The sequence below is a fragment of the Actinokineospora sp. NPDC051303 genome, assembly GCF_055586285.1.
Window position 1 is genome coordinate 29,837 of sequence record NZ_JBVJIN010000022.1, and the last position, 24,402, is coordinate 54,238.

At 70.9% G+C, this 24,402-nt stretch carries 22 protein-coding genes; 8 read left to right on the forward strand and 14 right to left on the reverse strand.

Translation table 11 applies throughout. The annotated features are described in order from the left end of the window. Window positions 1-123: 123 nt before the first annotated feature. Window positions 124-801 (forward strand): FadR/GntR family transcriptional regulator, encoded by a 678-nt coding sequence (locus ACZ6SD_RS18385; protein ID WP_465318137.1) that lies wholly within the window; start codon window positions 124-126, stop codon window positions 799-801. On the opposite strand, the gene ACZ6SD_RS18390 is transcribed toward ACZ6SD_RS18385, so the two are convergent. After that, window positions 794-2,341, reverse strand: a complete 1,548-nt coding sequence (locus tag ACZ6SD_RS18390) for a cobyric acid synthase (protein ID WP_465318138.1) — start codon at window positions 2,339-2,341, stop codon at window positions 794-796. The genes ACZ6SD_RS18385 and ACZ6SD_RS18390 overlap by 8 nt on opposite strands. Window positions 2,342-2,390: 49 nt before the next feature. Between ACZ6SD_RS18390 and ACZ6SD_RS18395 the strand changes: the two genes are divergently transcribed. Further along, complete coding sequence (locus ACZ6SD_RS18395; protein ID WP_465318139.1) at window positions 2,391-3,101, forward strand: hypothetical protein; 711 nt, start codon at window positions 2,391-2,393, stop codon at window positions 3,099-3,101. Window positions 3,102-3,105: 4 nt separating this feature from the next. Here ACZ6SD_RS18395 and map read toward each other — a convergent pair whose 3' ends face one another. The 6 genes from map to dxr form a co-directional block, all read right to left on the reverse strand. Next, entirely contained in the window at window positions 3,106-3,963 is an 858-nt protein-coding gene (gene map / locus ACZ6SD_RS18400) for a type I methionyl aminopeptidase (protein WP_091449588.1), read from the reverse strand. A 69-nt stretch (window positions 3,964-4,032) separates the two neighbouring features. Further along, on the reverse strand, window positions 4,033-5,841 hold the full coding sequence (locus ACZ6SD_RS18405) for a penicillin-binding transpeptidase domain-containing protein (protein WP_465318140.1): 1,809 nt from the start codon (window positions 5,839-5,841) through the stop codon (window positions 4,033-4,035). Window positions 5,842-5,885: 44 nt separating this feature from the next. Next, complete coding sequence (locus tag ACZ6SD_RS18410; protein ID WP_465318141.1) at window positions 5,886-6,743, reverse strand: GNAT family N-acetyltransferase; 858 nt, start codon at window positions 6,741-6,743, stop codon at window positions 5,886-5,888. Between the two features lie 43 nt (window positions 6,744-6,786). Beyond that, a complete protein-coding gene (ispG, locus tag ACZ6SD_RS18415) occupies window positions 6,787-7,947 on the reverse strand; it encodes a flavodoxin-dependent (E)-4-hydroxy-3-methylbut-2-enyl-diphosphate synthase (RefSeq protein ID WP_465318142.1) in 1,161 nt (386 codons plus the stop codon). Between the two features lie 21 nt (window positions 7,948-7,968). Continuing rightward, window positions 7,969-9,192: a M50 family metallopeptidase gene (locus ACZ6SD_RS18420; RefSeq protein WP_465318143.1), complete on the reverse strand. Its 1,224-nt coding sequence runs from the start codon at window positions 9,190-9,192 to the stop codon at window positions 7,969-7,971. 2 nt (window positions 9,193-9,194) lie between these two features. Next, a complete protein-coding gene (gene dxr, locus ACZ6SD_RS18425; protein WP_465318144.1) occupies window positions 9,195-10,457 on the reverse strand; it encodes a 1-deoxy-D-xylulose-5-phosphate reductoisomerase in 1,263 nt (420 codons plus the stop codon). 182 nt (window positions 10,458-10,639) lie between these two features. Between dxr and ACZ6SD_RS18430 the strand changes: the two genes are divergently transcribed. Both ACZ6SD_RS18430 and ACZ6SD_RS18435 read left to right on the forward strand, forming a co-directional pair. Continuing rightward, window positions 10,640-10,909: a GlsB/YeaQ/YmgE family stress response membrane protein gene (locus ACZ6SD_RS18430; RefSeq protein ID WP_091449583.1), complete on the forward strand. Its 270-nt coding sequence runs from the start codon at window positions 10,640-10,642 to the stop codon at window positions 10,907-10,909. Between the two features lie 111 nt (window positions 10,910-11,020). Next, entirely contained in the window at window positions 11,021-11,290 is a 270-nt protein-coding gene (locus ACZ6SD_RS18435; RefSeq protein WP_465318145.1) for a DUF2631 domain-containing protein, read from the forward strand. 342 nt (window positions 11,291-11,632) lie between these two features. On the opposite strand, the gene rlmN is transcribed toward ACZ6SD_RS18435, so the two are convergent. Next, on the reverse strand, window positions 11,633-12,736 hold the full coding sequence (gene rlmN / locus ACZ6SD_RS18440) for a dual-specificity RNA methyltransferase RlmN (RefSeq protein ID WP_465318146.1): 1,104 nt from the start codon (window positions 12,734-12,736) through the stop codon (window positions 11,633-11,635). 176 nt (window positions 12,737-12,912) lie between these two features. Here rlmN and ACZ6SD_RS18445 point away from each other — a divergent pair, with 176 nt between their 5' ends. After that, a complete protein-coding gene (locus tag ACZ6SD_RS18445) occupies window positions 12,913-13,608 on the forward strand; it encodes a PadR family transcriptional regulator (protein WP_465318147.1) in 696 nt (231 codons plus the stop codon). A 69-nt stretch (window positions 13,609-13,677) separates the two neighbouring features. On the opposite strand, the gene ACZ6SD_RS18450 is transcribed toward ACZ6SD_RS18445, so the two are convergent. Further along, complete coding sequence (locus ACZ6SD_RS18450) at window positions 13,678-14,430, reverse strand: class I SAM-dependent methyltransferase (protein WP_465318148.1); 753 nt, start codon at window positions 14,428-14,430, stop codon at window positions 13,678-13,680. A 112-nt stretch (window positions 14,431-14,542) separates the two neighbouring features. Between ACZ6SD_RS18450 and ACZ6SD_RS18455 the strand changes: the two genes are divergently transcribed. Beyond that, window positions 14,543-15,394 carry a VOC family protein gene (locus ACZ6SD_RS18455; protein ID WP_465318149.1) on the forward strand — a complete coding sequence of 284 codons (852 nt, stop codon included), beginning with the start codon at window positions 14,543-14,545 and terminating at the stop codon, window positions 15,392-15,394. 490 nt (window positions 15,395-15,884) lie between these two features. Further along, window positions 15,885-19,253: a fibronectin type III domain-containing protein gene (locus ACZ6SD_RS18460; protein WP_465318150.1), complete on the forward strand. Its 3,369-nt coding sequence runs from the start codon at window positions 15,885-15,887 to the stop codon at window positions 19,251-19,253. 88 nt (window positions 19,254-19,341) lie between these two features. Here ACZ6SD_RS18460 and ACZ6SD_RS18465 read toward each other — a convergent pair whose 3' ends face one another. Next, window positions 19,342-20,499, reverse strand: coding sequence for an MFS transporter (locus ACZ6SD_RS18465; RefSeq protein WP_465318151.1), 1,158 nt, complete (start codon window positions 20,497-20,499; stop codon window positions 19,342-19,344). Window positions 20,500-20,631: 132 nt separating this feature from the next. Here ACZ6SD_RS18465 and ACZ6SD_RS18470 point away from each other — a divergent pair, with 132 nt between their 5' ends. Beyond that, the gene (locus ACZ6SD_RS18470) at window positions 20,632-21,087 is read left to right on the forward strand and encodes a MarR family winged helix-turn-helix transcriptional regulator (protein ID WP_465318152.1); all 456 of its coding nucleotides are present in this window, start codon (window positions 20,632-20,634) and stop codon (window positions 21,085-21,087) included. Window positions 21,088-21,096: 9 nt separating this feature from the next. Here ACZ6SD_RS18470 and ACZ6SD_RS18475 read toward each other — a convergent pair whose 3' ends face one another. The 4 genes from ACZ6SD_RS18475 to tsf all read right to left on the reverse strand — a co-directional run bounded on the left by ACZ6SD_RS18475 (window position 21,097) and on the right by tsf (window position 24,253). Then, a complete protein-coding gene (locus ACZ6SD_RS18475) occupies window positions 21,097-21,939 on the reverse strand; it encodes a phosphatidate cytidylyltransferase (protein ID WP_465318153.1) in 843 nt (280 codons plus the stop codon). A 78-nt stretch (window positions 21,940-22,017) separates the two neighbouring features. Then, window positions 22,018-22,575, reverse strand: a complete 558-nt coding sequence (frr, locus tag ACZ6SD_RS18480) for a ribosome recycling factor (RefSeq protein WP_465318154.1) — start codon at window positions 22,573-22,575, stop codon at window positions 22,018-22,020. A 44-nt stretch (window positions 22,576-22,619) separates the two neighbouring features. After that, window positions 22,620-23,351, reverse strand: a complete 732-nt coding sequence (pyrH, locus tag ACZ6SD_RS18485) for a UMP kinase (protein WP_465318155.1) — start codon at window positions 23,349-23,351, stop codon at window positions 22,620-22,622. Window positions 23,352-23,434: 83 nt separating this feature from the next. After that, a complete protein-coding gene (gene tsf, locus ACZ6SD_RS18490) occupies window positions 23,435-24,253 on the reverse strand; it encodes a translation elongation factor Ts (protein ID WP_465318156.1) in 819 nt (272 codons plus the stop codon). Between the last annotated feature and the right edge of the window lie 149 nt (window positions 24,254-24,402).

A 24,402-nucleotide genomic window follows, 5' to 3' on the forward strand; every position in this document is an offset into this window, starting at 1 on the left:
ATCGCCACCGTGGCAGTCATGGCGTCCGTGGCGCCGCCGGGTTCGGCTTCGAGGCCGGGTCACGGCGGACCGCCAGGGACGCTGGTGTCCCCACGTAGGATGTTTGGATGAAAGGATGGCGCTGTGCCGTTGGCCACTACCCGGCGATCCGGCCTCGTCGACCAGGTGATCGAGCAGATGCGCTCGGCCATCGCCAACGGCGAGTGGAAGGTCGGCGAGCGCATCCCGACCGAACCCGAGCTCGTCAGCGCCCTCGGCGTCGGGCGCAACACCGTCCGTGAGGCGGTCCGGGCCCTCGCGCACGCCGGGCTGCTGGAGGTGCGCCAAGGCGACGGCACCTTCGTCCGCGCCACCAGCGAGTTCTCCGGCGCCGTGCGCAGGCTCGCGGGCACCGAGCTGCGCGACGTCCTGCAAGTCCGGCGGACCCTGGAGGTCGAGGGCGCGCGGCTGGCCGCGGCGAACCGCACCGAGACGGAGCTGGACGAGCTGACCGCGCTGCTCGCCGAGCGCGACCGGTTCATGGAGGCCAAGAATTACGAGGCGGGGGTCGACAAGGACGCCGCTTTCCACCTCGCGGTCGTCAAGTGCTCGCACAACCCGCTGCTGGCCGAGCTGTACCAGGGCCTGACCGAGGTCGTCCGCGCGTCTGTCGCCACCACGGTAAACAGCGACCCGAGCACGGCTATCAGCATCGACCACCAGGGCCTGGTCAACGCTATCCGCGAGCAGGACACCCAGCGGGCGGCGGCCGAGGCGGCCGGGTTCCTCGACGAGCTGATCGCCGACCTCGACCTCAAGTAGTCGCGGCGGTCTCAAGGGCGGGCGCGCCCGGCGGCAGCGTCGGCAGGCCCGCCGGGGCGCCGCGGTCGATCAACCGCCGGACCGCGTCAGTGTCGATGTGGTCGGCGACCAGGTCGCCCAGCAGGTCGAGCTGGGCGGCCCTGGCCGCGGCGAACGAGACGTCCCTGGCTGGCCGGAACCCGACCCGCCCGGACCGCTCGGCGGCCCAGCGCAGCAGCGCGCGGCGGACGCCGTCGTTCTCCAACAGGCCGTGCCAGTGGGTGCCGAGCACCGCGCCCGCCACGGCGCCCTCCACCGCCCCGTCCGGCAGCGTCACCAGGCCGGGCAGGTCGCCGCGCCGGACGACCTGGCCGTGGTGGATCTCATAGCCCGTCGCGGGCTCGCCGAACGCCGTCCCGTGCGGGCGGCTCAGCGTCTTCTCCTCCGCGAAGGCCACGTCCACGTCGAGCAGCCCCAGCCCGTCGACCGCCCCGGCGCCGGACTCGACCCGGTCATCGATGCGCGCGCCGAGCATCTGGAAACCGCCGCATACCCCGAGCACCGGCAGGCCCCGGGCCGCGTGCGCGGCCACCGCGTCGGCGAGGCCGGTCTCCCGCAGCCAGCCCAGGTCGGCCACGGTCGACTTCGAGCCGGGCAGCACCACCAGGTCCGCGTCCGCCAGCCGCGACGGCTCGGTGACGAACCGGACCGACACCCCCGGCTCGCACGCCAGCGCCTCCACGTCGGTCGCGTTGGAGATCCGCGGCAGCCGCACCACGGCCACCCGCAGCCACTGCTCGCCGACCGGCGGCAAGGGCCGTCCCACGACGCCGTCAGCCGCGTAAGACAGCGAGTCTTCCGCGTCCAGCCACAACTCTTCGCGCCACGGCAGAACGCCGAGGACGTCTCGGCCGGTAAGACCGCGCAGTTGGCGCAGACCGGGTTCCAGCAGCGCCGGGTCGCCGCGGAACTTGTTGATCACGAACCCGGAGACCAGCGCCTGGTCGGCCGCGTCGAGCAAGGCGAGCGTGCCGAACAGGTGCGCGAAGACCCCGCCCCGGTCGATGTCGCCCACCACCAGCACCGGCAGCCCCGCCGCGCGGGCCAGCCCCATGTTCGCGATGTCGTTCGCCCGCAGGTTGATCTCGGTCGGCGAGCCCGCGCCCTCGCACACCACGACCTCGAAATCCGCGCGCAGCCCGGCCAGGGTCGCCAGCACGGTCTCCATCAGCTCCGCCTTGCGCTCCCGGTACGACAGCGCGCTGGCCACCCCCACCGGGCGGCCCAGCACCACGACCTGCGAGCTGCGGTCGGAGCCCGGCTTGAGCAGCACCGGGTTGAACCGCACGCTCGGCGCCAGCCCGCACGCCGCGGCCTGCACCGCCTGCGCCCGGCCGATCTCACCGCCGTCCGCGGTGACCATCGAGTTGTTGGACATGTTCTGCGCCTTGAACGGCGCCACCCGCACGCCATCGCGGGCCAGCCAGCGGCACAGGCCCGCCACCAAGACGCTCTTGCCCGCGTCCGAGGTCGTGCCCGCGACCAGCAGCGCTCCCGACATTCGCCAGTCCCCTCCCCTGATCGCCACGCGGGCTGTCATCATCCCGGTCATGCCCGCCGCACCCGTCACCGCCGTCCTGGTGCACAGCCCGTTCCTCGGCCCAGCCAGCCTGCGCCCGCTCGCCGACGAACTCGCCGCCCTCGGGCATCCCACCCTCGTCCTGGACCTGCTGCCCAGCGTGGTCACCCCGCCGGTCCACCAGCGCCTGATCGGCGCGTTCGCCGACGCCATGTCCGACGCCATGTCCGACGTCGCCGTGACCGGCCCGCTGATGCTCGTCGGCCACAGCGGGGCCGGGCCGCTGCTGCCCGCCTTCGCCGACGAACTCGAAGACGTGCGCGGCCTGCTCTACCTCGACGCCGGTCTGCCCACCCCGGGCAAGAGCTGGCGCGACAGCGCGCCCCCGGAGCTGTACACGCGGCTGCGCGAACGCAGCCGCGACGGCCAGTTGCCGCGCTGGCACCACTGGTTCGACACCGACCCGCTGCCCGAACTCGTCGCCGACGCCGCGCTGCGCGCCGAGATCGCCGACGAGGCCCCCGAGGTGCCGCTGGCGTTCCTCAAGGAGCCCCGCCCCAGCGTCGAGTGGGACGGGCCTGCCGGGTACGTCGCCCTCTCGGCCGCCTACCGCGACGACCTCGCCGCGGCCCGCGCGCTGGGCTGGCCCGCGCGCGAACTCGACACCCACCACCTGGCCTGCGCGACCGACCCGAAGCCGGTCGCCGTCGCGGTGCTGGAGGTGCTGCTCAGCCTGGCGTGAGCGCTCAGGGCAGGGTCAGGATCTCCGCGCCGGTCTCGGTCACCAGCAAGGTGTGCTCGAACTGGGCGGTCCACTTCTTGTCCTTGGTGGTGGCCGTCCAGTCGTCGTCCCACATGTCGTAGTCGATGGTCCCGAGGGTGATCATCGGCTCGATGGTGAAGGTCATGCCGGGCTCGATGACGGTCTTGTCGTTGAGGTCCTCGTAGTGCAGCACCACGAGGCCGCTGTGGAACGCGCGGCCGATGCCGTGGCCGGTGAACGCGCGCACGACGCCGTAGTCGAACCGCTTGGCGTACTTCTCGATCACGCGGCCGATGACGTTGAACTCGCGGCCGGGGCGCACCGCGTTGATCGCCCGCATGGTCGCCTCGTGGGTGCGCTCGACCAGCAGCCGGGCCTCCTCGCTGACCTCGCCCGCGAGGAAGGTGGCGTTGGTGTCGCCGTGCACACCGCCGATGTAGGCGGTGACGTCGATGTTGACGATGTCGCCGTCCTCGATCACCGTCGAGTCCGGGATGCCGTGGCAGATGACCTCGTTGAGCGAGACGCAGCAGGACTTCGGGAAGCCCCGGTAGCCCAACGTCGACGGGTAGGCGCGGTGGTCGATCAGGAACTCGTGGACGACCGCGTCGACGTCGTCGGTGGTCGCGCCCGGCTTGGCGGCCTTACCGCCCTCCTGGAGCGCCTGCGCGGCGATCTTCCCCGCCACCCGCATGGCCTCGACGACCTCCGGCGGCTGCACCCACGGGTCGGTGCTGCGCGCGGGCGCGGGACGGTCCACGTACTCGGGACGGACGATGGTGGACGGCACGACCCGGCGGGGAGACTGCTTGCCGGGTGTCAACGGGGCGCGGACGGACATGCCTTCCACCCTAGGCCCTGCCTCGAAGTGCCTGCACACGCCAGCGCTTCGCGACAGGGCCCCCTCCGGTCACCCGAGGGCGGCCAGGAACCTCCCGGCGGCCTGCACCGCCGTGCCGGACTGTCCGACATCGGTGAGCAGCACCGCGAACGCGAGGTCGCCGCGGTACCCGACGAACCACCCGTGCGAGCGGGTGCCGTCGCCGAACTGGGCGGTCCCGGTCTTGCCGCGCACGTCGCCGTAGGCCTGCAACGTGCCCGCGGTGCCGCCCGCGACCACCTCGGCCATCATCGCGCGCACCGACTCCAGCACGGCCCCGGGAACGGGTTCGGGACTGCTGTCGGCCTTGGTCTCCACGCCGCGCACCAGCACCGGCTTGGGCACGCTGCCCGCGGCGACCCCGGCCACCACCACGGCCATGCCGAACGGGCTGGCCACGACCTTGCCCTGGCCGAAGCCGTCCTCGGCGCGCTCGACCTTGTTCGCCGCGGGCGGCACCGACCCGGTGATGGTGGTCGCGCCGGGCATCACGTAGTCGATTCCGAGGCCGAGCCGCTTGGCCATGCCGGTCAGCTCGTCGGGCGCCATGGTGACGGCGAGGTCGGCGAAGGTGGTGTTGCAGGAGAACGCGAACGCGCTGCGCAGCGGGACGACGCCCTTGTCGAACTTGCCGCTGTTGGGGATCTCCCGGCCGTCGACCACGGTGGTGGGCGGGCAGCCCAGCGGCGTCTCCGCGGTGGCCTTCCCGGACGCCAGCGCCGCGGCGGCCGTGACGATCTTGAAGGTCGAGCCCGGCGGGTAGCGGCCGGTCAGCGCGAGCTGCCCCTGCTTGTCGGCTGGCTCGTTCTGCGCGACGGCCAGCACCTCGCCGCTGGAAGGCTCGATGGCCACGATCATCGACGGCGTCTGCTCGCCCGCGATCGCGCCCTGCGCCGCGTCCTGCACCCGCTTGCTCAGCGCGACCTGCACCGCCTTCGCGGGCTGCGCGGGCTTGGCGAACAGCTCCTCGCCCTCGGCGCCCGCGCTGTCGACGGTGTGCACCCGCCAGCCCGCCTTGCCCTCCACCTGGTCCTCGACCAGCTTGCGGATGCCCGGCATCAGCGTCGGCGCCAGCTTGCGGTCGGCGGCCAGCAGCCGCGACTGCGCGGTGAACCGGACGCCCTGAAGCTCGTAGATCAGAGAGCGCACCTTCTGGTAGTCCGCGTCGCGGAGAGCGACCACCTGGTAAGGCTGCCCGTTCGCCTTGGCCGCGCCGTCGAGGATGCTCTGCGCGGTGATCGAGGCGTCGATGCCCGACAGCGCCTGGGCGAGCTGTCCGGCGATGGCGTTCGCGTCACCGGCCTTCGCTGGCTCGAACAGCACCGAGACCACCCGCTCCGGCTGGAGCACCGGCACGCCCTCGCGGTCGAGCACCGGCGCCAGCGCGGCCTCGACGTCGCGCACGGCCAGCGTCTGCCCCACCCCGAGCTTCGGGTGCAGCACCGCGGGCTCCCAGTGCACCTTCCAGACGTCGTCCTCGGCGCGCAGGTCGAACGCGCTGTCGTAGGTCCACAGCCTGCCGCGGCCGAGGTCCCAGGTGATCTGGAACGTCGCCTTCGCGTTGGGCTGGCCCTCGGCGGACTCGACCCGGCTCACCTGGGCGCTGACCGTCGACGGCTTGAGCGCGCCGCGCACCTTGTCCATCAGCGCCTTCGCCGACTCCGCCGAGTCGGTCTGCCCCGCGGCCGTGCCGGTGTCGCCGCCCGCGAACGCCGCGACGAACTGGGCCGCGGCGTCCTCCGGCGTCGGGTCGGAGCCAAACATCCCGCAGGCGGACAGGGGAAGGAAAGTCACCAGCGCGGCGATCAGCGCCGCGGGACGACGAAGGGAGGCACGCACGGCCGCAGTATGCCCGCAGAACGGCGGTCGGGGGCGGAATCCGATCAGAACAGCACAGTCGCGTACTGCCCGACCTGGCTGAACCCGACCCGCTCATAGGCGGCCCGAGCGGGGGCGTTGTAGGCGTTGACGTACAGGCTCGCGGTGCGGCCCATCGACGTGACCAGCCGGTGCACCACCGCCGCCGTGCCCGCCGCGCCCAAGCCGTGCCCGCGCCGGTCCGGGTGCACCCACACGCCCTGGATCTGGCCCACGGTGCTCGACATCGCGCCGATCTCGGCCTTGAACACCACGTCCCCGCCCTCGAACCGGGCGAACGCCCGACCGGCGGCGATCAGCTCGGCCACCCGGGCGCGGTAGCTCGCGCCGCCGTCGCCGAGCCGGGGATCGATGCCGACCTCCTCGATGAACATCTTCACCGCCGCGGGCAGGTAGCGGTCGAGCTCGTCCGGGCGCACCGGCCGCACCAGCGAGTCCGGGGCGACCAGCGGCGCGGTCGAGACCGCCATCAGCGGCTGGTCGTCGCGCACCTCGCGGGCCGGGCCCCAGTCGGTCTCCAACTCCGCCCACAGCCCCAGCACCTGCTCGGCCGGGCCGACCATGGACGAGCACATCCGCCTGCGGCGCAACGCCCGGTCGGCGAACGCGCGCAACGCCGACCTCTTACCACGGAGAGGAATCAGATTCGGCCCCGCGAAACAGAGCGCGTCAAGCCTGCCGACGGTCCGCAACCCCCGAAGGTCGCAGCCCCACACCTCACCGCCCAGCCGCCACGGATCCAATCCGACCGACTCGATCCTCGACGCCACCATGCAGGACGCCACGGGATCGGCGGTGAGCACGGCGCGCACCGCCTGACCATCCCGTTCGTCGAGCAGCCGCGCTCCTGCAAGCCGCAACACGCCCCTAGGGTGCCAGATCACCCCGCCGTTGGGGAATCGAAAGTCAACTCACCGTGACGATCGGGGCCGCGGGCGCGCCCTCTTCGGGCGCCTCCATGTCTTCGGCGATGCGGAGGGCTTCTTCGATGAGGGTTTCCACGATCTGGTGTTCGGGGACGGTCTTGATGACCTTGCCCTTGACGAAGATCTGGCCCTTGCCGTTGCCGGAAGCCACACCCAGGTCGGCTTCGCGGGCCTCGCCGGGGCCGTTGACGACGCAGCCCATGACCGCCACCCGCAGCGGGACCTCCATGCCCTCCAGCCCGGCGGTGACCTGCTCGGCCAAGGTGTAGACGTCGACCTGGGCGCGGCCGCAGGACGGGCAGGAGACGATCTCCAGCTTGCGGGGGCGCAGGTTGAGCGACTGGAGGATCTGCGCGCCGACCTTGACCTCTTCCACCGGCGGGGCCGAGAGCGACACGCGGATGGTGTCGCCGATGCCCTGGCGCAGCAGGGCGCCGAACGCGACGGCGGACTTGATCGTGCCCTGGAACGCCGGACCGGCCTCGGTCACGCCCAGGTGCAGCGGGTAGTCGCACTGCTCGGCCAGCAGCTCGTAGGCGCGGACCATGACCACCGGGTCGTTGTGCTTGACGCTGATCTTGATGTCGTGGAAGTCGTGCTCGGCGAACAGCGACGCCTCCCACAGGGCCGACTCGGCCAGCGCCTCCGGGGTCGCCTTGCCGTGCTTGGCCAGCAGGCGCGGGTCCAGCGAACCGGCGTTGACCCCGATCCGGATCGGCGTCCCGCGGTCCTTCGCGGCCTGAGCGATCTGCTTGACCTGGTCGTCGAACTTGCGGATGTTGCCCGGGTTCACCCGCACCGCGGCGCACCCGGCCTCGATGGCGGCGAAGACGTACTTGGGCTGGAAGTGGATGTCGGCGATCACCGGGATCTGCGACTTCGCCGCGATCGCCGCCAGCGCCTCCGCGTCGTCCTGCGACGGGCACGCCACCCGCACGATGTCGCAGCCCGCCGCGGTCAGCTCCGCGATCTGCTGCAACGTCGCGTTCACGTCCGCGGTGACCGTCGTGGTCATCGACTGGACCGAGATCGGGTGCTCGCTGCCCACGCCCACCGACCCCACCCGCAACTGCCTCGTCTTGCGGCGCTCGCCGAGCACCGGCGGCGGCAGCGTCGGCATGCCGAGCATCACGTCGGGCATCTACTCAAACCTCTCAGAAAGTCAACGACCAATGCGAATGGGGTTCACGATGTCCGCCGTCACGGTGAGCAGCACGACCGCGCCGCCGAGGACGACGAGCACCATGGTGACGCCCGCCAGTTTGTTGTAGTCCACCGGGCCGCCCGGCGCCTTCCCGCGGACCTTGCGCAGGGCGTCGCGGACCTTCTCGTACAGCACGATGGCGATGTGGCCGCCGTCGAGCGGGAGCAGCGGCAGCAGGTTGAACACGCCGACGAAGAAGTTCAGCGCGGCCAGCATGAGCACGAAGACTTCCCACAGGCCCTGCTCGGCGGCGTCCGCGCCGATGACGCTGGCACCGACGACGCTGACCGGGCGCTCCGGGTCGTTTTCCGCGCCGCCGATAGCGCGCACCACCGCCGGGATCTTCTCCGGGAAGCGCATCAACCCTTCCCAGGTCTTGACGAACATCTCGCCGGTGAAGGAGACCGTGCCGCCGACTGCGGACAGCGCGCCGAACTGCACCATGCCGCCGGGGGCGATCCCGACCGCGCCGACCTCCACGACCTTGTTGTCGTCGCGCTCGGGCACCGACCCGACGGCGGCGCGCTGGACCCGGGCCACGTCGACGGTGACCGTGCGCCGCTCCTCGCCGCGCTGGACGACGAAGGTGTTCTCGCCGCGCAGGTCGCGGACCTTGGTGACCAGTTCCGTCCAGGTCGACACCGGCTGCCCGTTGACGGCCACGATCTCGTCGCCCTCGGTGATCCCCGCAGCGGCGGCGGGCGAAGGGTCGTTCGGGGAGCACGGGGTGAGCTTGAAGGTCTTGGGGTCCTGGCTGGCCGCCGCGCAGTCGGTGCCGCCGACCAGCGGGCGGTCGGTGTAGTTCGGCAGGCCGAGGGTGACGGCCATCAGGTAGAGGATGATGAAGCCGAGGATGAAGTGGGTGATGGAGCCCGCCGAGAGCACCACGACGCGCTTCCACACCGCGTGCCGCCACATCGCCCTCGGCGCCTCGTCCGGGGTCACCGGGTCCAACGCGGTCATGCCCGCGATGTCGCAGAACCCGCCCGCGGGGATCGCCTTGAGCCCGTACTCGGTCTCGCCCCTGCGGAACGAGAACAGCGTCGGGCCGAAGCCGATGAAGTACCGCCGCACCTTCATGCCGAACGCCTTCGCGGTCAGCATGTGCCCCGCCTCGTGCAGTGCGACGGACACGCAGATGCCCAGCGCGAAGAGCACGAGGTACAGGAGCCAAACGACCACGGTCAGTTCCTTCCCGGCCCGGCGGAGTCCCGCGAGCCAGTTGTCACCGCGAGGAGTTCTCGCGCTCGGACTCGGGCCCAGTGCTCCGCTGCGAGCACTTCCTCGACGTCCCGCGGCTCGCCGTGCCAGGCGCCTGCGTCGTCGAGTACCCGCCCAATAGTGTCCACAATGGCTGTGAAGGTGGTGTCGCCTCGCAGGAACGCGGCAACGGCCTCCTCGTTCGCGGCGTTGAGCACCGCGGGCAGGCAGCCGCCGGTCTCCCCGGCCGCGCGGGCCAGCCGCACCGCGGGGAACGTGTCCTCGTCCAGCGGCTCGAACGTCCACTGGGTCGCGGTGCTCCAGTCGCACGCCCGGGCCGCGCCGGGCACCCGCTCCGGCCAGGCCAGGGCCAGCGCGATGGGCAGCCGCATGTCCGGCGGGCTCGCCTGCGCCAGCGTCGAGCCGTCGGTGAAAGTGACCATGGAGTGCACCACCGACTGCGGGTGCACCACCACGTCGATGCGGTCGTAGGGCACGTCGAACAGCAGCCGCGCCTCGATCAGCTCCAGCGCCTTGTTGACCAGCGTCGCCGAGTTGACCGTGATGACCGGACCCATCGCCCAGGTCGGGTGCGCGAGCGCGTCCTTGGCGGTGACCTGGACCAACTCGGCGCGGACCTTGCCGCGGAACGGGCCGCCCGACGCGGTCAGGACCAGCCGGTCGACCTCGTCGCCGCGGCCGCCGCGCAGCGCCTGCGCCATCGCCGAGTGCTCCGAGTCCACCGGCACCAGCTGCCCTGGCTTGGCCGCGGCCAGCACCAGGGGACCGCCCGCGATCAGGGACTCCTTGTTGGCCAGCGCCAGCGTCGCCCCGACCTTGAGCGCGGCGAGCGTCGGCACCAGCCCCCGCGAACCGGTGACGGCGTTGAGCACGACATCGGCCGGGACCGCCTCGATCAAGTCGGTGACCGCGTCCGGCCCGGCGAACACCCTCGGCAGCCGGAACTGCCCCTGCGCGTAGCCCGCCTTCTGCGCGGCGGCATACAGCGCGAGTTGGAGATCCTCGGCCGCGGTCGCCCTGGTCACCGCGACGGCGGACACGCCGAAGCGCAACGCCTGCTCGGCGAGCAGAGCCGGGTCCGCGCCCCCCGCCGCAAGTCCCGCGACGGTGAACCGATCAGGATTCGCGGCGACCACGTCGAGGGCCTGAGTCCCCACGGAACCAGTGGAGCCGAGCACCAGCAGTGAGCGCCGACGGCTGTCGCCGGGGGCTGTGAAGTCAGTCATCACCGCCATTGTCCCCGACGTCGCGAGCCGCCCCGCAGCCGCCGGGGCCGCGGGCTGGGCTGTTCGGCCCAACCGGGGAAAAAGTTCCCGCGCGCAGGAGTGAAACAGGGCAGCTCAGGGAATGTCCTCAGCAGCGCGAAGACCCCCACGAGAGAGGCGGGGGTCATGAGGAAGGAGCTTCGATGGGCATTATCGGCTGGATCGTTCTCGGTTTGGTCGCCGGACTCATCGCCAAGGCCATCATGCCTGGTAACGACCCGGGCGGCGTCATCGTGACCATCTTGATCGGCATTGTCGGCGCCATTCTCGGCGGCTTCATCGGCAATGCGATCTTCGGTGGCGGATTGGGCAACTTCTTCGACCTGCGAACCTGGCTGCTGGCCATTCTCGGCTCGATCATCTTGCTCGCCATCTACCGAGCGGTCACCGGGCGGGGCAGGGCCCGAGTCTGACAAGCGAGACCTGTCACACCGAGGGCGCCGTGGACACCACGGCGCCCTCGGCATGAGCGGGATGTGAAACCATGTGGCCGCGCCCGACGACCCAACGCCTGAGGAGGACACGTGGCGAGCACCGAGCTCGAAAAGCGGAAGGCCACCGCGCCAGGAGCCGTGAGCCCGCAGGACGAGCCGTCGGCCGAGTGGGGCTGGCACGGCTCCTTCCCCAAGGGGACGCTGATCGCGGGGGTCTTCGTCGGGCTGGCCATGTTCGTTCTGCTGATCGGGAACCACACGGGGGCCACGGAGGATCTGTGGCTGATCGGGATCGGGGCGGGGCTGCTGCTCGGCGTGGGCTGGAAGATCCACAAGAACCGGACGGCTTGGCGTAAGTAGGGTTCTGCGCTGTTGGGGGCTGGGTTCCGGGGTCTGCTCGATGGGGTGGAGTGGTTTCTTTGGGGCCCCTACGAAGGAAGATCCCGTCGTGGGAAAGACGGGTGGGGAGCCTTCGGCCCCACGACCACGGCGAGTTTAGGGATCTTCCTTCTCCCCCAAAGAAACCACTCCACCCCATCGAGCACTGGGCGAGCGTAGGTGCGGCCTGGCAGGGCTGGCGGGTTTGCTGCCCTGCTCCACCCATCTGACACCAGGCGGGCTCGGGCGCGGCCTGGACTGGTTGGGGGCGCGTGTGCTCCCTGACTCATCGGGGTATTGGTGAGCCTTCTGTGGGCTTGGGGGTCAGCCCTCGGCGGCTAGTTGGCCGCAGGCCGCCGCGATCTCCTGGCCTCGGGTGTCGCGCACGGTGCAGGAGACGCCTTGGGCGTTGACGCGGCGTACGAACTCTCGTTCGACGGGTTTGGGGCTGGCGTCCCACTTGCTGCCGGGGGTGGGGTTCAGGGGGATGACGTTCACGTGGGCCAGTTGGCCTAGGTGCTTGCGCAGGAGCTTGCCCAGGAGGTCCGCGCGCCAGGGGTGGTCGTTGACGTCGCGGATGAGGGCGTATTCGATTGATACGCGCCTGCCGGTTTTGTCGGCGTAGGTGCGGGCCGCTTCGAGGACTTCGGCGACCTTCCAGCGGGTGTTGACTGGGACCAGGGTGTCGCGTAGGTCGTCGTCGGGGGTGTGCAGAGATACAGCTAGGCGGACGCTGAGGTTTTCTTCCGCCATTTTGTGGATCGCGGGGACCAGGCCGACCGTGGAGACGGTGACCGAGCGCTGGGAGATACCCAGGCCATCCGGGGCGGGGTCGCAGATGCGGTGGACGGCGTCGATGACGCGGCGGTAGTTCGCCAGGGGCTCGCCCATGCCCATGAAGACGATGTTGGACAGCCTGCCGGGCTCGCCGAGGGCGCCGTCGCGGAGGTCGGCGGCGGCGCTGCGGACCTGGTCGACGATCTCGGCCGTGGACAGGTTCCGTTGTAGGCCGCCCTGGCCGGTGGCGCAGAACGGGCAGGCCATGCCGCAGCCCGCCTGGCTGGACACGCACAGCGTCACGCGGTCCGGGTAGCGCATGAGGACGCTCTCCAAGAGCGTGCCGTCGTGCGCCTTCCACAGGGTCTTGCGGGTGGAGCCGTCGTCGCAGGCGACGTGGCGGACGACCGACAGCAGTGGGGGCAGCAGCTCGTCGGCGAGGCGGTCGCGGGTGGCGGCCGGGATGTCGGTCATCGCGGCGCGGTCGGCGGTGAGCCTGCCGAAGTAGTGGGTGGAGAGCTGGTTCGCCCGGAACGCCTTCTCCCCCAGCTCGGTCACCGCGGCCCGGCGCTGCTCCGCGGTGAGGTCGGCGAGGTGCCGGGGCGGCAGGCCGCGGCGAGGGGCGTCGAAGACGAGCGGGAGTGAAGTCATAACCGCCCCATTCTCCCACGGCCGCGAGGGTGCTCCCGCCCACTCCACCACCACACCCACGGTCGGTTCCGACTATGAACTTTTTCGACTATCGCTGTTGCATCGCGATACGTTCCGATATATCGTTGACCTATCGCGAGCGACCGCTTGCGACACCGAAGACCTAGGAGTGAAGAATGCGTGTCTCACCTGAGCACCGGCGCGGACCTTGGCGCCGACACGACCGACAGCACCACGGCAGGCCCGGCTTCGCGGGCCACGACAGCGAGTTCCACCCGCGCGAGTTCCACCCGGAGGACCCCATGACCCCGCCCTTCCCGCAGGTGCCGCCCTTCGGCTTCGGCAGGCACGGGCACGGACCCGGGCCCAGCCGGGGATTCCGGGGCCACGGCGGCCAGCGCGGCGGCGGCAGGCAGCGCCGCGGCGACGTGCGCGCCGCCCTGCTCACACTGCTGACCGAACGGCCTATGCACGGCTACGAGATGATCCAGGAGATCGCCGCGCGCAGCGGCGGGTTCTGGAAGCCGAGCCCCGGCTCGGTCTACCCCACGCTGCAACTGCTCGCCGACGAGGGACTCGTCCGCGGCATCGACGGCGAAGGCGGCAAGCGCCTGTTCGAGCTGACCGAGGACGGCACTGCCGCCGCGGCCCGGCACAGCGGCGCGCCGCCGTGGGAGCAGGCCGCCGCCGACGCCGACCCCAGCGAGGTCGACCTGCGCACGGCCATGGGCCAGCTCGCGGGCGCGGCGATGACCGTCTCGCAGGCCGCCAGCCCCCAGCAGAAGGCGCGCGCGGTCGACATCCTCAACGAGGCGAGGCGCGCGCTGTACGCCCTGCTCGGCGAGGCGAACACGGCGAGCGACGATGACTGAGTGGTGACCCGCCGCGCCCAGGGCCCGGGCGCGGCGGGTCGCGCCAGCGGCCGCAGCCCACGATCAAGCTCAGCCGACGATCAGGCCGGTCGGCTTGCGCCGCACCAGCACCCGGTAGCCGACCGGGAACTCCAGCCCAGGCACGTGGGCGATGGCCCGCGCGGCGACCGGCGCGGAGAACTCGATGCGCAGCACCGCCTCCAGCGTCGCGCGGTCCTCGAACCGCCAGACGGTGGACACCCGGTGCCGGTCGAACCCCTTCAACTCGAAGAACCGGTCGACCTCGGCGGAGTCGTAGGTGGGCAGATCCGCCCGCATCCAGCGCCCGTAGGGCGGCCGGGCGGCGTCCAAGTCCACGATCACCAGCGTGCCGCCGGGGCGCAGCGCCCGGTCGGCCTCGCGCAGCCCCGGCTCGCAGCCGGGGCCGAAGAAGTAGGCGGTGCGCGCGTGCACCACGTCGAAGCTCGCGTCGGCCACCGGCAGCGCCTGCGCCGACCCGAGCCGGACCGCGACGCCGGGCAGCCCGGCGACCCGGGCCTGGCCCCGCTCGACCAGCGGCGGGTGCGGCTCGACGCCGAGCACCGAGGCCGCCCGCTCGGCGAAGCGCGGCAGGTGGAAGCCGTCGCCACAGCCGATGTCGAGGACGTCGCCGGTCCAGTCGGCCACCCCGTCCAGCAGCCGCCAGACCGCCCCGTCGACATCCTGGGCGCGGTTCTCCGCCTCGTACAGGTCGGGCCAGTGCCAGATGTTGGGACTGGGCAGCACCTCCGCCGCGCGCAGCGAGGTGATCAGCCGCTCCCGCGCTCTCGACACCAGCCCCATACCCGCCAGCAAAGCACAGGCCATGCCCCCGTCGCCGCCGGGTGAAACGCGGCGTAGATCACCACCGGGCGGTGGCTGACGAGACCACCCGATCGGGTTAACGTCGGTCCCTATGACACCGTCGGACGCGATCAGCGGCTTAGCCGGGCTCCCGGAGGGAACGCCGGGCAAACCGTGCTGGGTGGAACTGGCCACCCCCGATCCGCTGGGGAGCTGCGAGTTCTACCGGGGTCTGTTCGGCTGGACCTACCGGGAAGGCGACGACGGCTATCGGACGGCCTACGTGGACGACGTCCCCGTCGCGGGCCTCTACACCCCGCAGGGCGGGCAGCCGAGCCTGTGGACCCTGTACCTGACCGTCCACGACACCGGCAACACCGCCGAGCGCGTGCGCCATCTCGGCGGCCGGGTCCTCACCGAGCCCCGCGAGATCCCCGGCCAGGGCGGGCTGCTGATCGCCGCCGACCCCAGCGGCGGCCCGATCGGGTTCTGGCGGCAGGACCGGGGCTGGCACCTGGGCACCGGGTTCCCCGGCGCGTTCACCTGGGCGGAGCTGAACACCTGGGACGGCGCCGCGGCCGACGAGTTCTTCCACGCGCTGTTCGGGTTCGACCAGACCCAGATCGGCGACGGCGAGATCCTCGACTACACGAGTTGGCGAGTGCGCGGCGAGGAGGTCCTGGGCAGGCTGCGGATGGGGCCCGAGTTCCCGGCGGACCAGCGGCCGCACTGGATGGTGTTCTTCGAGGTGTCCCCCGAGGTGGGCGCCGACGCGACCGCAGCGGCGGCGAGCGGGCTCGGCGGCCGGGTGAGCGTGGCTCCCTTCGACACGCCGTTCGGGCGCGCCGCGGTGCTCCAGGACGTGACCGGCGCGGTGTTCACCGTGCTCGACCGATCACTGTCGGTGACGGTCGTGCCGGAAGAGGAGATCGGCGCGGAGGTCGACGACCCGTACGCCGACTAACCAACATTCCGCCCACCAGGTTAATTAATGACTTCTCCGGCGACGACACCGCGAAACAGTACGGTCACCCTTTCGACACGGCACTAAAGCCCCAATTTCGCGGAAAATGAGAATAGCGGCCGATAAAATGTGGCTCCTGTGACAAGAGCCACGTTCCCCCGGCTGTCCAGCTAGGCCGTTCGGCGTAGCGCCAGACTGTCCCGGGAAGCGACTTTCCGCCGCTCTGACCAGTCGTTATACCGCCATCAGCAGGGTTGCGCCGCTGACAATCGATCATGGCCAAGGTTGGCCGGGAATGACAAGTTTCAGGGCTGCCAAAACGATACGAAGAAAACTCTTGTCCCCGGGTTCGCCGAGTGGTTGATTTAGCCTTCCGTAGCGTGCTTGTAACACACCTTTCCGCGCAGTGCCGAATTGGGGCTGACGGCCGACGAGCCGTAGCCCGTGTTCGGCGCGCCCGGGTGGGTGATCGTCAGGGAGGAAGAGTCTCTTGAGACCCAGAAGACCAACCAGAAGGCTGACCACCGGGGTCGCCGTTCTGGGCACCGCGGCGATGGTGGCCGCAGGCATCATGATCGGTTCGGGTACCAGCTCCGCCGCCCAGGGTGAGCTGACCCAGAGCTACAGCTGTCCCTTCCCGCTGATCGGCAACCAGAACGTCAGCGTGAACATCAAGACCACGCAGCCTTCGACGATCACCACGGGCAAGTTCACCCCCCAGATCGAGATCACGGCTGTCTCGAACGCGGGCGCGACCGCCACCCAGGGCCTGCGGCTCATCGGCGCCGAGCGCATCAAGGGCACCGCCCGGGCCACCTCGGTCGTGAAGCTGCCCGGCAGCCAGGGCGACCTGACCGTCCAGGTCCCGACCAGCGTCCCCGAGCAGGCCATCCCGCCGGTCGGCAACGACCTCGTGGTCAACGCCGTCGGCAGCGCCCCGGCACTGCGGTTCGACCAGGCGGGCACCGCCACCCTCGCGGTGACCGACCTGGTGCTGGAGATGACGCCGCTCAAGGCGGACGGCTCCCCCACCGACCTGGGCACGTTCACCGCGGACTGCACGCCGACCCCGGGCCAGGACACCATCCTGCAGACCTACGAGGTGACCGGCCCGACCGTGGCGCCGGAAGCCACCGTCGGCGTGGGCAACGTCCCGCCGCTCAAGCAGGTCTACTCCTGCCCGTTCCCGCTGATCGGCAACCAGACGGTCACGGTGGACATCAACACCAACGCGCTGCCCACCAAGGTCAAGGCAGGCGAGTTCACCCCGCCGATCGCCATCACCGCGGTGTCCAACGCGGGTGCGACCGCCACCCAGGGCCTGCGGCTCGTGGGCGCCGAGACCATCCAGGGCACGGCGCTGGCCACCTCGCTGGTGAGCGCCCCGCAGGGCCACCTCGCCGTCGGCGTGCCGACCGCGGTGCCGAACCAGCCGATCCCGCCGACGGGCAACGACCTGGTCGTCAACGCGAAGGGCGCCGCCCCCGCGCTGCAGTTCACCAAGCCGGGCACCGCGACCCTGTCGGTGCACGACCTGGTGCTGACCATGACCCCGCTGCGCGCCAACGGCACCCCCACTGACCTGGGCACCTTCACCGCGGACTGCACCCCGACCACGGGTCAGAACAACGTCCTGCACACCTTCACCGTCGAGGACATCCCGGACACCGTCGCGCCCGCGAAGGTGACCGGCGTCGCCGTCGGCGAGACCACCGAGACCAGCATCGCGCTCTCGTGGGCCCCGTCCACCGACAACGTCGGCGTCACCGGCTACGAGGTCCGCTACGGCAACGGCCAGACCAAGGCCGCCACCGGCACCACGGCGACCATCGACGGCCTGACCGCCAACACCGAGTACAGCTTCACCGTCGTGGCCAAGGACGCCGCGGGCAACATCTCGCCCGCCAGCGACCCGGTCACCGGCAAGACCAACGCAGGCGTGGACCGGGAGAAGCCGACCACGCCCGGCAACCTGCAGTCGGCCAACGTCACGCAGAACAGCGTCGACCTGACCTGGGCCGCCGCCAGCGACAACGTGGGCGTCACCGGCTACGAGGTCCGCTACGGCAACGGCCAGACCAAGAGCGTCACCGGCACCACGGCGACCATCGACGGCCTGACCGCGAAGACCGAGTACAGCTTCACCGTCGTGGCCAAGGACGCCGCGGGCAACGTCTCCGACGCCAGCGCCCCGCTGGCCGTCACCACCCTGGAAGCGCCGGACACCGAGGCCCCCTCGGCGCCCGCGAACCTGAGCAGCACCGGCGCCTCCGCATCCAGCATCGGCCTGAAGTGGGACGCCGCCAGCGACAACGTGGCCGTCACCGGCTACGAGGTCCGCTACGGCAACGGCCAGACCAAGGCCGTCACCGAGCCCTCGGCGACCATCGATGGCCTGGCTGAGAGCACCGAGTACACCTTCACCGTCGTCGCCAAGGACGCCGCGGGCAACACCTCGGCCGCCAGCGCCCCGCTGACGGTCAAGACCACCGCGGGCCCGGACACCGCCAAGCCCAGCGTTCCCACGGGCCTGGCCGTCACCGGCGTCACCCAGTCCAGTGTCTCCCTTGAGTGGGTCGCCTCGACCGACAACGTGGGCGTCACCGGCTACGACGTGCTCTACGGCAACGGCCAGACCAAGAGCGTCGAGGGCACCTCGACGACGATCGACGGCCTTGAGCCCGGCACCGACTACAGCTTCACGGTCGTGGCCAAGGACGCCGCGGGCAACAAGTCCGACCCGAGCGCGGCGGCCAACACCCGCACCGAGCCCAAGCCGGACACCGAGAAGCCGACCGCGCCGAGCAACGTCCGCTCGACCGACGTGACCGAGACCAGCGTCGCGCTGGCCTGGGACGCGTCGTCCGACGACACCGGCGTCACCGGCTACGAGGTGTTCAACGGCGCCACCTCGGTGGCCACCGTCACCGGCACCTCGGCCACGGTGAACGGCCTCACCGCCGACACCGAGTACACCTTCACCGTCAAGGCGAAGGACGCCGCGGGCAACGTCTCCGACCCGAGCGCGGGCTTCACCGTCCGCACCGACAAGGAGGCCGACACCACCAAGCCGACCGCCCCCACCAACCTGACGGCTACCGGCACCACGGACAGCAGCGTCTCGCTGGTGTGGGACGCGGCGACCGACAACGTCGGCGTCACCGGCTACCAGGTGTTCAACGGCGCCGCTCCGGTGGCCAGCGGCGCGGGCACGGCGGCGACGATCGCGGGCCTGAACCCCGACACCGAGTACACCTTCACCGTCGTGGCCAAGGACGCCGCGGGCAACGTCTCCGAGGCCAGCGCCCCGCTGACGGTCAAGACCAAGCCGCGCGAGATCCCGGACGTCATCAAGTACGCGTACGACCTCAGCGGCAAGACCGTCCTCAAGAAGCTCCCGGGCACCATCAACCTGGTGGGCGGCGTCGACGCGTCGGTCAACCCGGCCACCGGCGCGTTCGAGGCGGACCTGGCGCTGCGGCCGACCCAGGGCAACTTCCGCATCTGGGGCTTCTTCCCGGTCAGCGCGAAGATCGAGTTCCTCCCGGTCGGCAAGACCACCGGCGCCCTCGCGGGCGGCGTGCTCAAGTCGACCTCCAACGTGAACGTCAAGCTGTCGAGGCTCACCCTCCTCGGCTTCCCGATCGCGACGGGCTCGACCTGCCAGACCAAGACCCCGGTCAACGTTCCGCTGCAGTCCAAGCCGGGCTTCGACCCGGTGGTGGGCGGCAAGCTGACCGGCACCTACACCCTGCCCCCCGTGCAGGGCTGCGGTTCGGTGACCAGCGCGCTCAGCGACCTGACCGCCGGTCCCGGCAACACCATCGAGGTGAACCTGAAGGCCCGGCCGACCAGCTGACCTTCGCCAGGTAAACCCTGACCTCGTGGCCCCCGCCGCTCTCCGCGGCGGGGGCCACTTGGCTTTTTCCGACTGCTTTCCGCAGCCGCTACACCGGCACGGGCGCGCGGCGGCTCGCCCGGTCGGCAGCCACCAGCACGCCGAGACCGGCGAGGGTGAGCGCGGCGCCCGCCCAGACCGGCGAGGTGTACCCGAGGCCCGCGCTGATCGTCACGCCGCCCAGCCACGCGCCCAGGGCGTTGCCGATGTTGAACGCGGCGATGTTCGCCCCGGAGGCCAGGGTCGGCGCCTGGCCGGCGTAGCGCATGATCCGCATCTGCAGGCCGGAGACGGTGGCGAACCCGGTCGCGCCCATCAGCAGCATCGACACGACGGTGAGCGTCTGGCTTCCCGCGGTAAGGGCGAAGAACGCGAGGACAACGGTAAGAGCCACCAGCACCGTGGTCAGGGTTCGCGAGACCGACCGGTCGGCGGCCCGGCCGCCCAGGACGTTGCCCGCGAACTGGCCCACGCCGAAGATCAACAACAGCCACGGCACCGTCGCCGCGGCGAACCCGGACACCTCCGTGAGCGTGTACGCGATGTAGGTGAACGCGCCGAACATCCCGCCGAACCCGAGGACCGTGACCGCCAGGGAGAACCAGACCTGCGGCTGGGCGAACGCGCTCAACTCGCCCCGCAGCCCGGCCCCGCCCGCGGCCACCGTGCCGGGCACCAGCACCGCCACCCCGGCCAGCGCGACGACGCCGATGACGGTGATCGCCCAGAAGGTGGAGCGCCAGCCGAGCTGCTGGCCGAGCAGCGTGCCCAGCGGAACGCCCAGCACGTTCGCCATGGTCAGGCCGGTGAACATCAGCGCGATCGCGCCGCCTCGCTTCTCCGGGGCGACCAGGTCGGCGGCGACCACCGCGCCGATGCCGAAGAACGCGCCGTGGCACAGCGCCGCGATCACCCGGCCGAGCATCATGCTCCAGTAGTCGGGCGCCACCGCGGACAGCAGGTTGCCGACGATGAACAGCACCATCAGCCCGAGCAGCACTCGTTTGCGCGGTAGGCGGGTCACAGCCGCGGTGAGCAGGATCGCGCCCACCGCGACGCTGAGCGCGTAGCCGGAGATCAGCCAGCCCGCGGTGGACTCGGAGACCGCGAACTCCCCGGCCACCTCGGGCAGCAGACCCATGATCACGAACTCGGTGAGCCCGATCCCGAATCCCCCGATGGCGAGGGCGAGCAGGCCAAGAGGCATGCCGATTCCATCCCTTCCACTTCGAGACAACAAGCGTCTGCAACTATCAGCGGACGCAAGATAGATAGTTGCAGACGCGGGATATCAGCGCAAACTGCTAGACTGTGGGACAGGCGACAGGGAGGAACCGGCGTGGGCATCTCCGACGACGCGGTGCAGGTGCGCGCGCAGGGCTGGCGGACACTGGCCGCGCTGCACGGGATGATCGACGCCGCGCTGGAACGCGCGCTGCAAGCCGGGCACGACCTGTCGGTGGTCGAGTACACGGTGCTCGACGCGCTGTCGCGGCAAGACGGCTGGCACATGCGGATGCAGCAGCTCGCGCGGGCGGCCGCGCTGTCCGGCAGCGCCACGACGCGCCTGGTGAACCGCCTGGAAGACCGGGGCCTGCTGAGCAGGTACCTGTGCCGGGACGACCGGCGGGGGATCTACACCGAACTCACCGAGGCTGGTTTCGCGCTGCTCGACGCCGCCCGGCCGACGCATGACCGCGTGCTGGAGGCGACCCTGGCCGAGGCGGAGCGGACACCGGAGCTGGCGCCGCTCGTCGCGGCGCTGCACCGGGTGCCAGCGGAGAGTCCGAGCTAAGAGTTCTCGCTACGCGGCCGGGACGAACAGGCCGAGCAGCAGGTACGACACCACGGCCGAGGGCAGCAGCGAGTCCATCCGGTCCATCAGCCCGCCGTGGCCGGGCAGCAACGTGCCCATGTCCTTGATGCCCAGGTCGCGCTTCATCACCGACTCGACCAGGTCGCCCAGGGTCGCCACGCACACCAGGGCCATCCCGAACAGCACGCCCTGCCACCACTGGCCGTCGAGAATGAGCGAGACGGTCAGCGCGCCCGCGATGACACCGGCGACCAGCGAACCGGAGAAGCCCTCCCAGGACTTCTTCGGGCTGATCGTCGGTGCCATCGGGTGCTTGCCGAACAGGACGCCCGCGATGTAGCCGCCGGTGTCGGAGCTGACGACCAGGATGAGGAAGCACAGCACCCGGTTGGCGCCGTCGTACGGCAGCACGAGCATCGCGGCGAACGAGGCGAACAACGGCACATACGCCGCGGTGAACACCGACGCGCTGGCGTCACGCAGGTAGCCCTCGACACCACCGCGCAACCGCCACAGCAGGCACGCCAGGATCGTCACCACGAACGCGGCGAGCACCCCGTCCCGGCCGAATGGCCACGACAGCCACACCATCGCCTGGCCGCCCAGCAGCACCGGCCAGCGCGCCACCTCGATGCCAGCGCCGCGCCGCAGCGCCCCGGTCAGCTCCCAGGTCGCGACCGCGACCGCGACCGCGACGATGCCGACGAACACGTGCCGAGCGGTCAGCAGGGCCAGCAGCACGCCGCCCCCGAGCAGAACGCCCACTCCGATCGCCGCGGGCAGGTCACGCCCGGCGCGCGAGGTCGCCACCGGCGCGCCGTCACTCGTCACCAGGGGTTCCCCGACAGATCCATGCTCCAGCTCCCCAACGGGCCCGGCCACCATATGCGTTCCTCTTGCGAGCCGAGGTCAGACCTCTAGCAGCTCGGCTTCCTTGTGCTTGACCAGCTCATCGACCGCGGCAACGTACTTGTCGGTCAGGTTCTGCAGTTCCTTCTCCGCGCGCGTGACGTCGTCCTCGCCGGACTCGCCGTCCTTGACCAGGCGGTCAAGTTCTTCCTTGGCCTTGCGGCGCACGTTGCGGATCGAAATCTTGGCGTCCTCGCCCTTGGTCTTGGCGACCTTCACCATCTCCCGGCGGCGCTCCTCGGAGAGCTGCGGGATGACCACGCGGATGATCGAGCCGTCGTTGCTCGGGTTCACCCCGAGATCGGAATCCCGGATGGCCTTCTCGATGGCGTTGAGCTGGGTGGCGTCGTAGGGCTTGACGACCGCCATCCGCGCCTCGGGGATCGCCACGCTCGCCAACTGGTTCAGCGGGGTCATCGCGCCGTAGTACTCGACGCTGATCCGGGAGAACATGGCGGGCGACGCGCGGCCGGTGCGGACCGCGGCAAGCTCGTCCTTGGCCACCGACACCGCTTTTTCCATCTTCTCCTCGGCATCGAGGAGTGTCTCGTCGATCAAGGGTGCTCCTTGTTCCTTCGCCCCGGCGGACCCGCTCCGCCGGGTCACGCTGTGGGCGTACTGACCAGCGTGCCGATCCTCTCACCACGCACGGCGCGGGCGATGTTCCCCTCCGTCAGGAGGTTGAACACGATGATCGGCATGTTGTTGTCCATGCACAGGCTGAACGCGGTCGCGTCCGCCACCTTGAGGTCGCGCTCCAGCACCTCGCGGTGGGTGATGTCGGTGAACATCTTCGCCTCCGGGTTCACCCGGGGGTCGGAGTCGTAGACGCCGTCCACCGCCTTGGCCATCAGCACGACGTCGCAGCCGATCTCCAGCGCCCGCTGGGCGGCGGCGGTGTCGGTGGAGAAGTAGGGCATGCCCACCCCGCAGCCGAAGATGACCACGCGGCCCTTCTCCAGGTGCCGCTCCGCGCGGCGCGGGATGTAGGGCTCGGCGACCTGGCCCATGGTGATGGCGGTCTGCACGCGGGTGTCGATGCCTTCCTTCTCCAGGAAGTCCTGCAGCGCCAAGCAGTTCATCACGGTGCCGAGCATGGCCATGTAGTCGGCGCGGTCGCGGTCCATGCCGCGCTGGCTCAGCTCCGCGCCGCGGAAGAAGTTGCCGCCGCCGATGACGATGGAGGTCTGCACGCCGCCGCGGACCACGTCGGCGATCTGGCGGGCGACGGCGAAGACCACGTTCGGGTCGACGCCGACCTCGCCGCCGCCGAACATCTCGCCGCCGAGTTTGAGCAGCACCCGACGGAAGCTGCCGTGAGCGTTCTGAGTCACCGTAGACCCCTCCTCGTGACTATGCCCCGCCCTCGGAAAGCCGAAGGCGGGGCATAACCCTCATCACTGTGTCCCGGCGCGGGTCAGGACTGGCCGACCTCGAACCGCGCGAAACGGGTCACGGTCACACCGGCCTCGTCCAGAACGGCCTTGACGGTCTTCTTCGAGTCCAGCACCGAGGACTGCTCCAGCAGGACGACGTCCTTGTAGAAGCCGTTGACGCGGCCCTCGACGATCTTGGGCAGCGCCGCCTCCGGCTTGCCTTCCTCGCGGGCGGTCTCCTCGGCGATGCGCCGCTCGTTCGCCACGATGTCGGCCGGGACCTCGTCGCGGGTGACGTAGCGCGGCTTCATCGCGGCGATCTGCATGGCGGCGGCGCGGGCCGCCTCCTCGCCGTTCTCGCCGGTGTACTCGACCAGCACGCCCACGGCGGGCGGCAGGTCGGAGGAGCGGCGGTGCAGGTAGGTGCTGACGGTGCCGGTGAAGGCCACCGCGCGACGCAGCTCCAGCTTCTCGCCGATCTTGGCCGAGAGCGCCTGCACGGCGCCATCGACGGTGCCGCCGTCGAGGGGGGCCGCCTTGAGCGCGTCCAGCTCCACGGCTCCGGTCGCCTTGACCACACCGGTGATCTTGTTGGCCAGCTCCTGGAACTCGTCGTTCTTGGCGACGAAGTCGGTCTCGCAGTTCAGCTCGACCATGACGCCGCTGTCGGCGGCGACCAAGCCCTGCGCGGTGGCGCGCTCGGCGCGCTTGCCCACGTCCTTGGCGCCCTTGATGCGCAGGATCTCGACGGCCTTCTCGAAGTCGCCGTCGGCCTCCTCCAGCGCCTTCTTACAGTCCATCATGCCGGAACCGGTCAGGTCCCGGAGCTTCTTGACGTCGGCCGCGGTGAAGTTCGACATCGTGCGTTTTCCGTCCTTCTTCGGGTATACGCGCGTGGTTGCTTGGGTGCCGGGGGGGGGGGGGGGGGGGGGGGGGGGGGGGGGGGGGGGGGGGGGGGGGGGGGCGGGGGGGGGGGGGGGGGTGGCTGTGCCCCCTCGTCTCCCTCCCC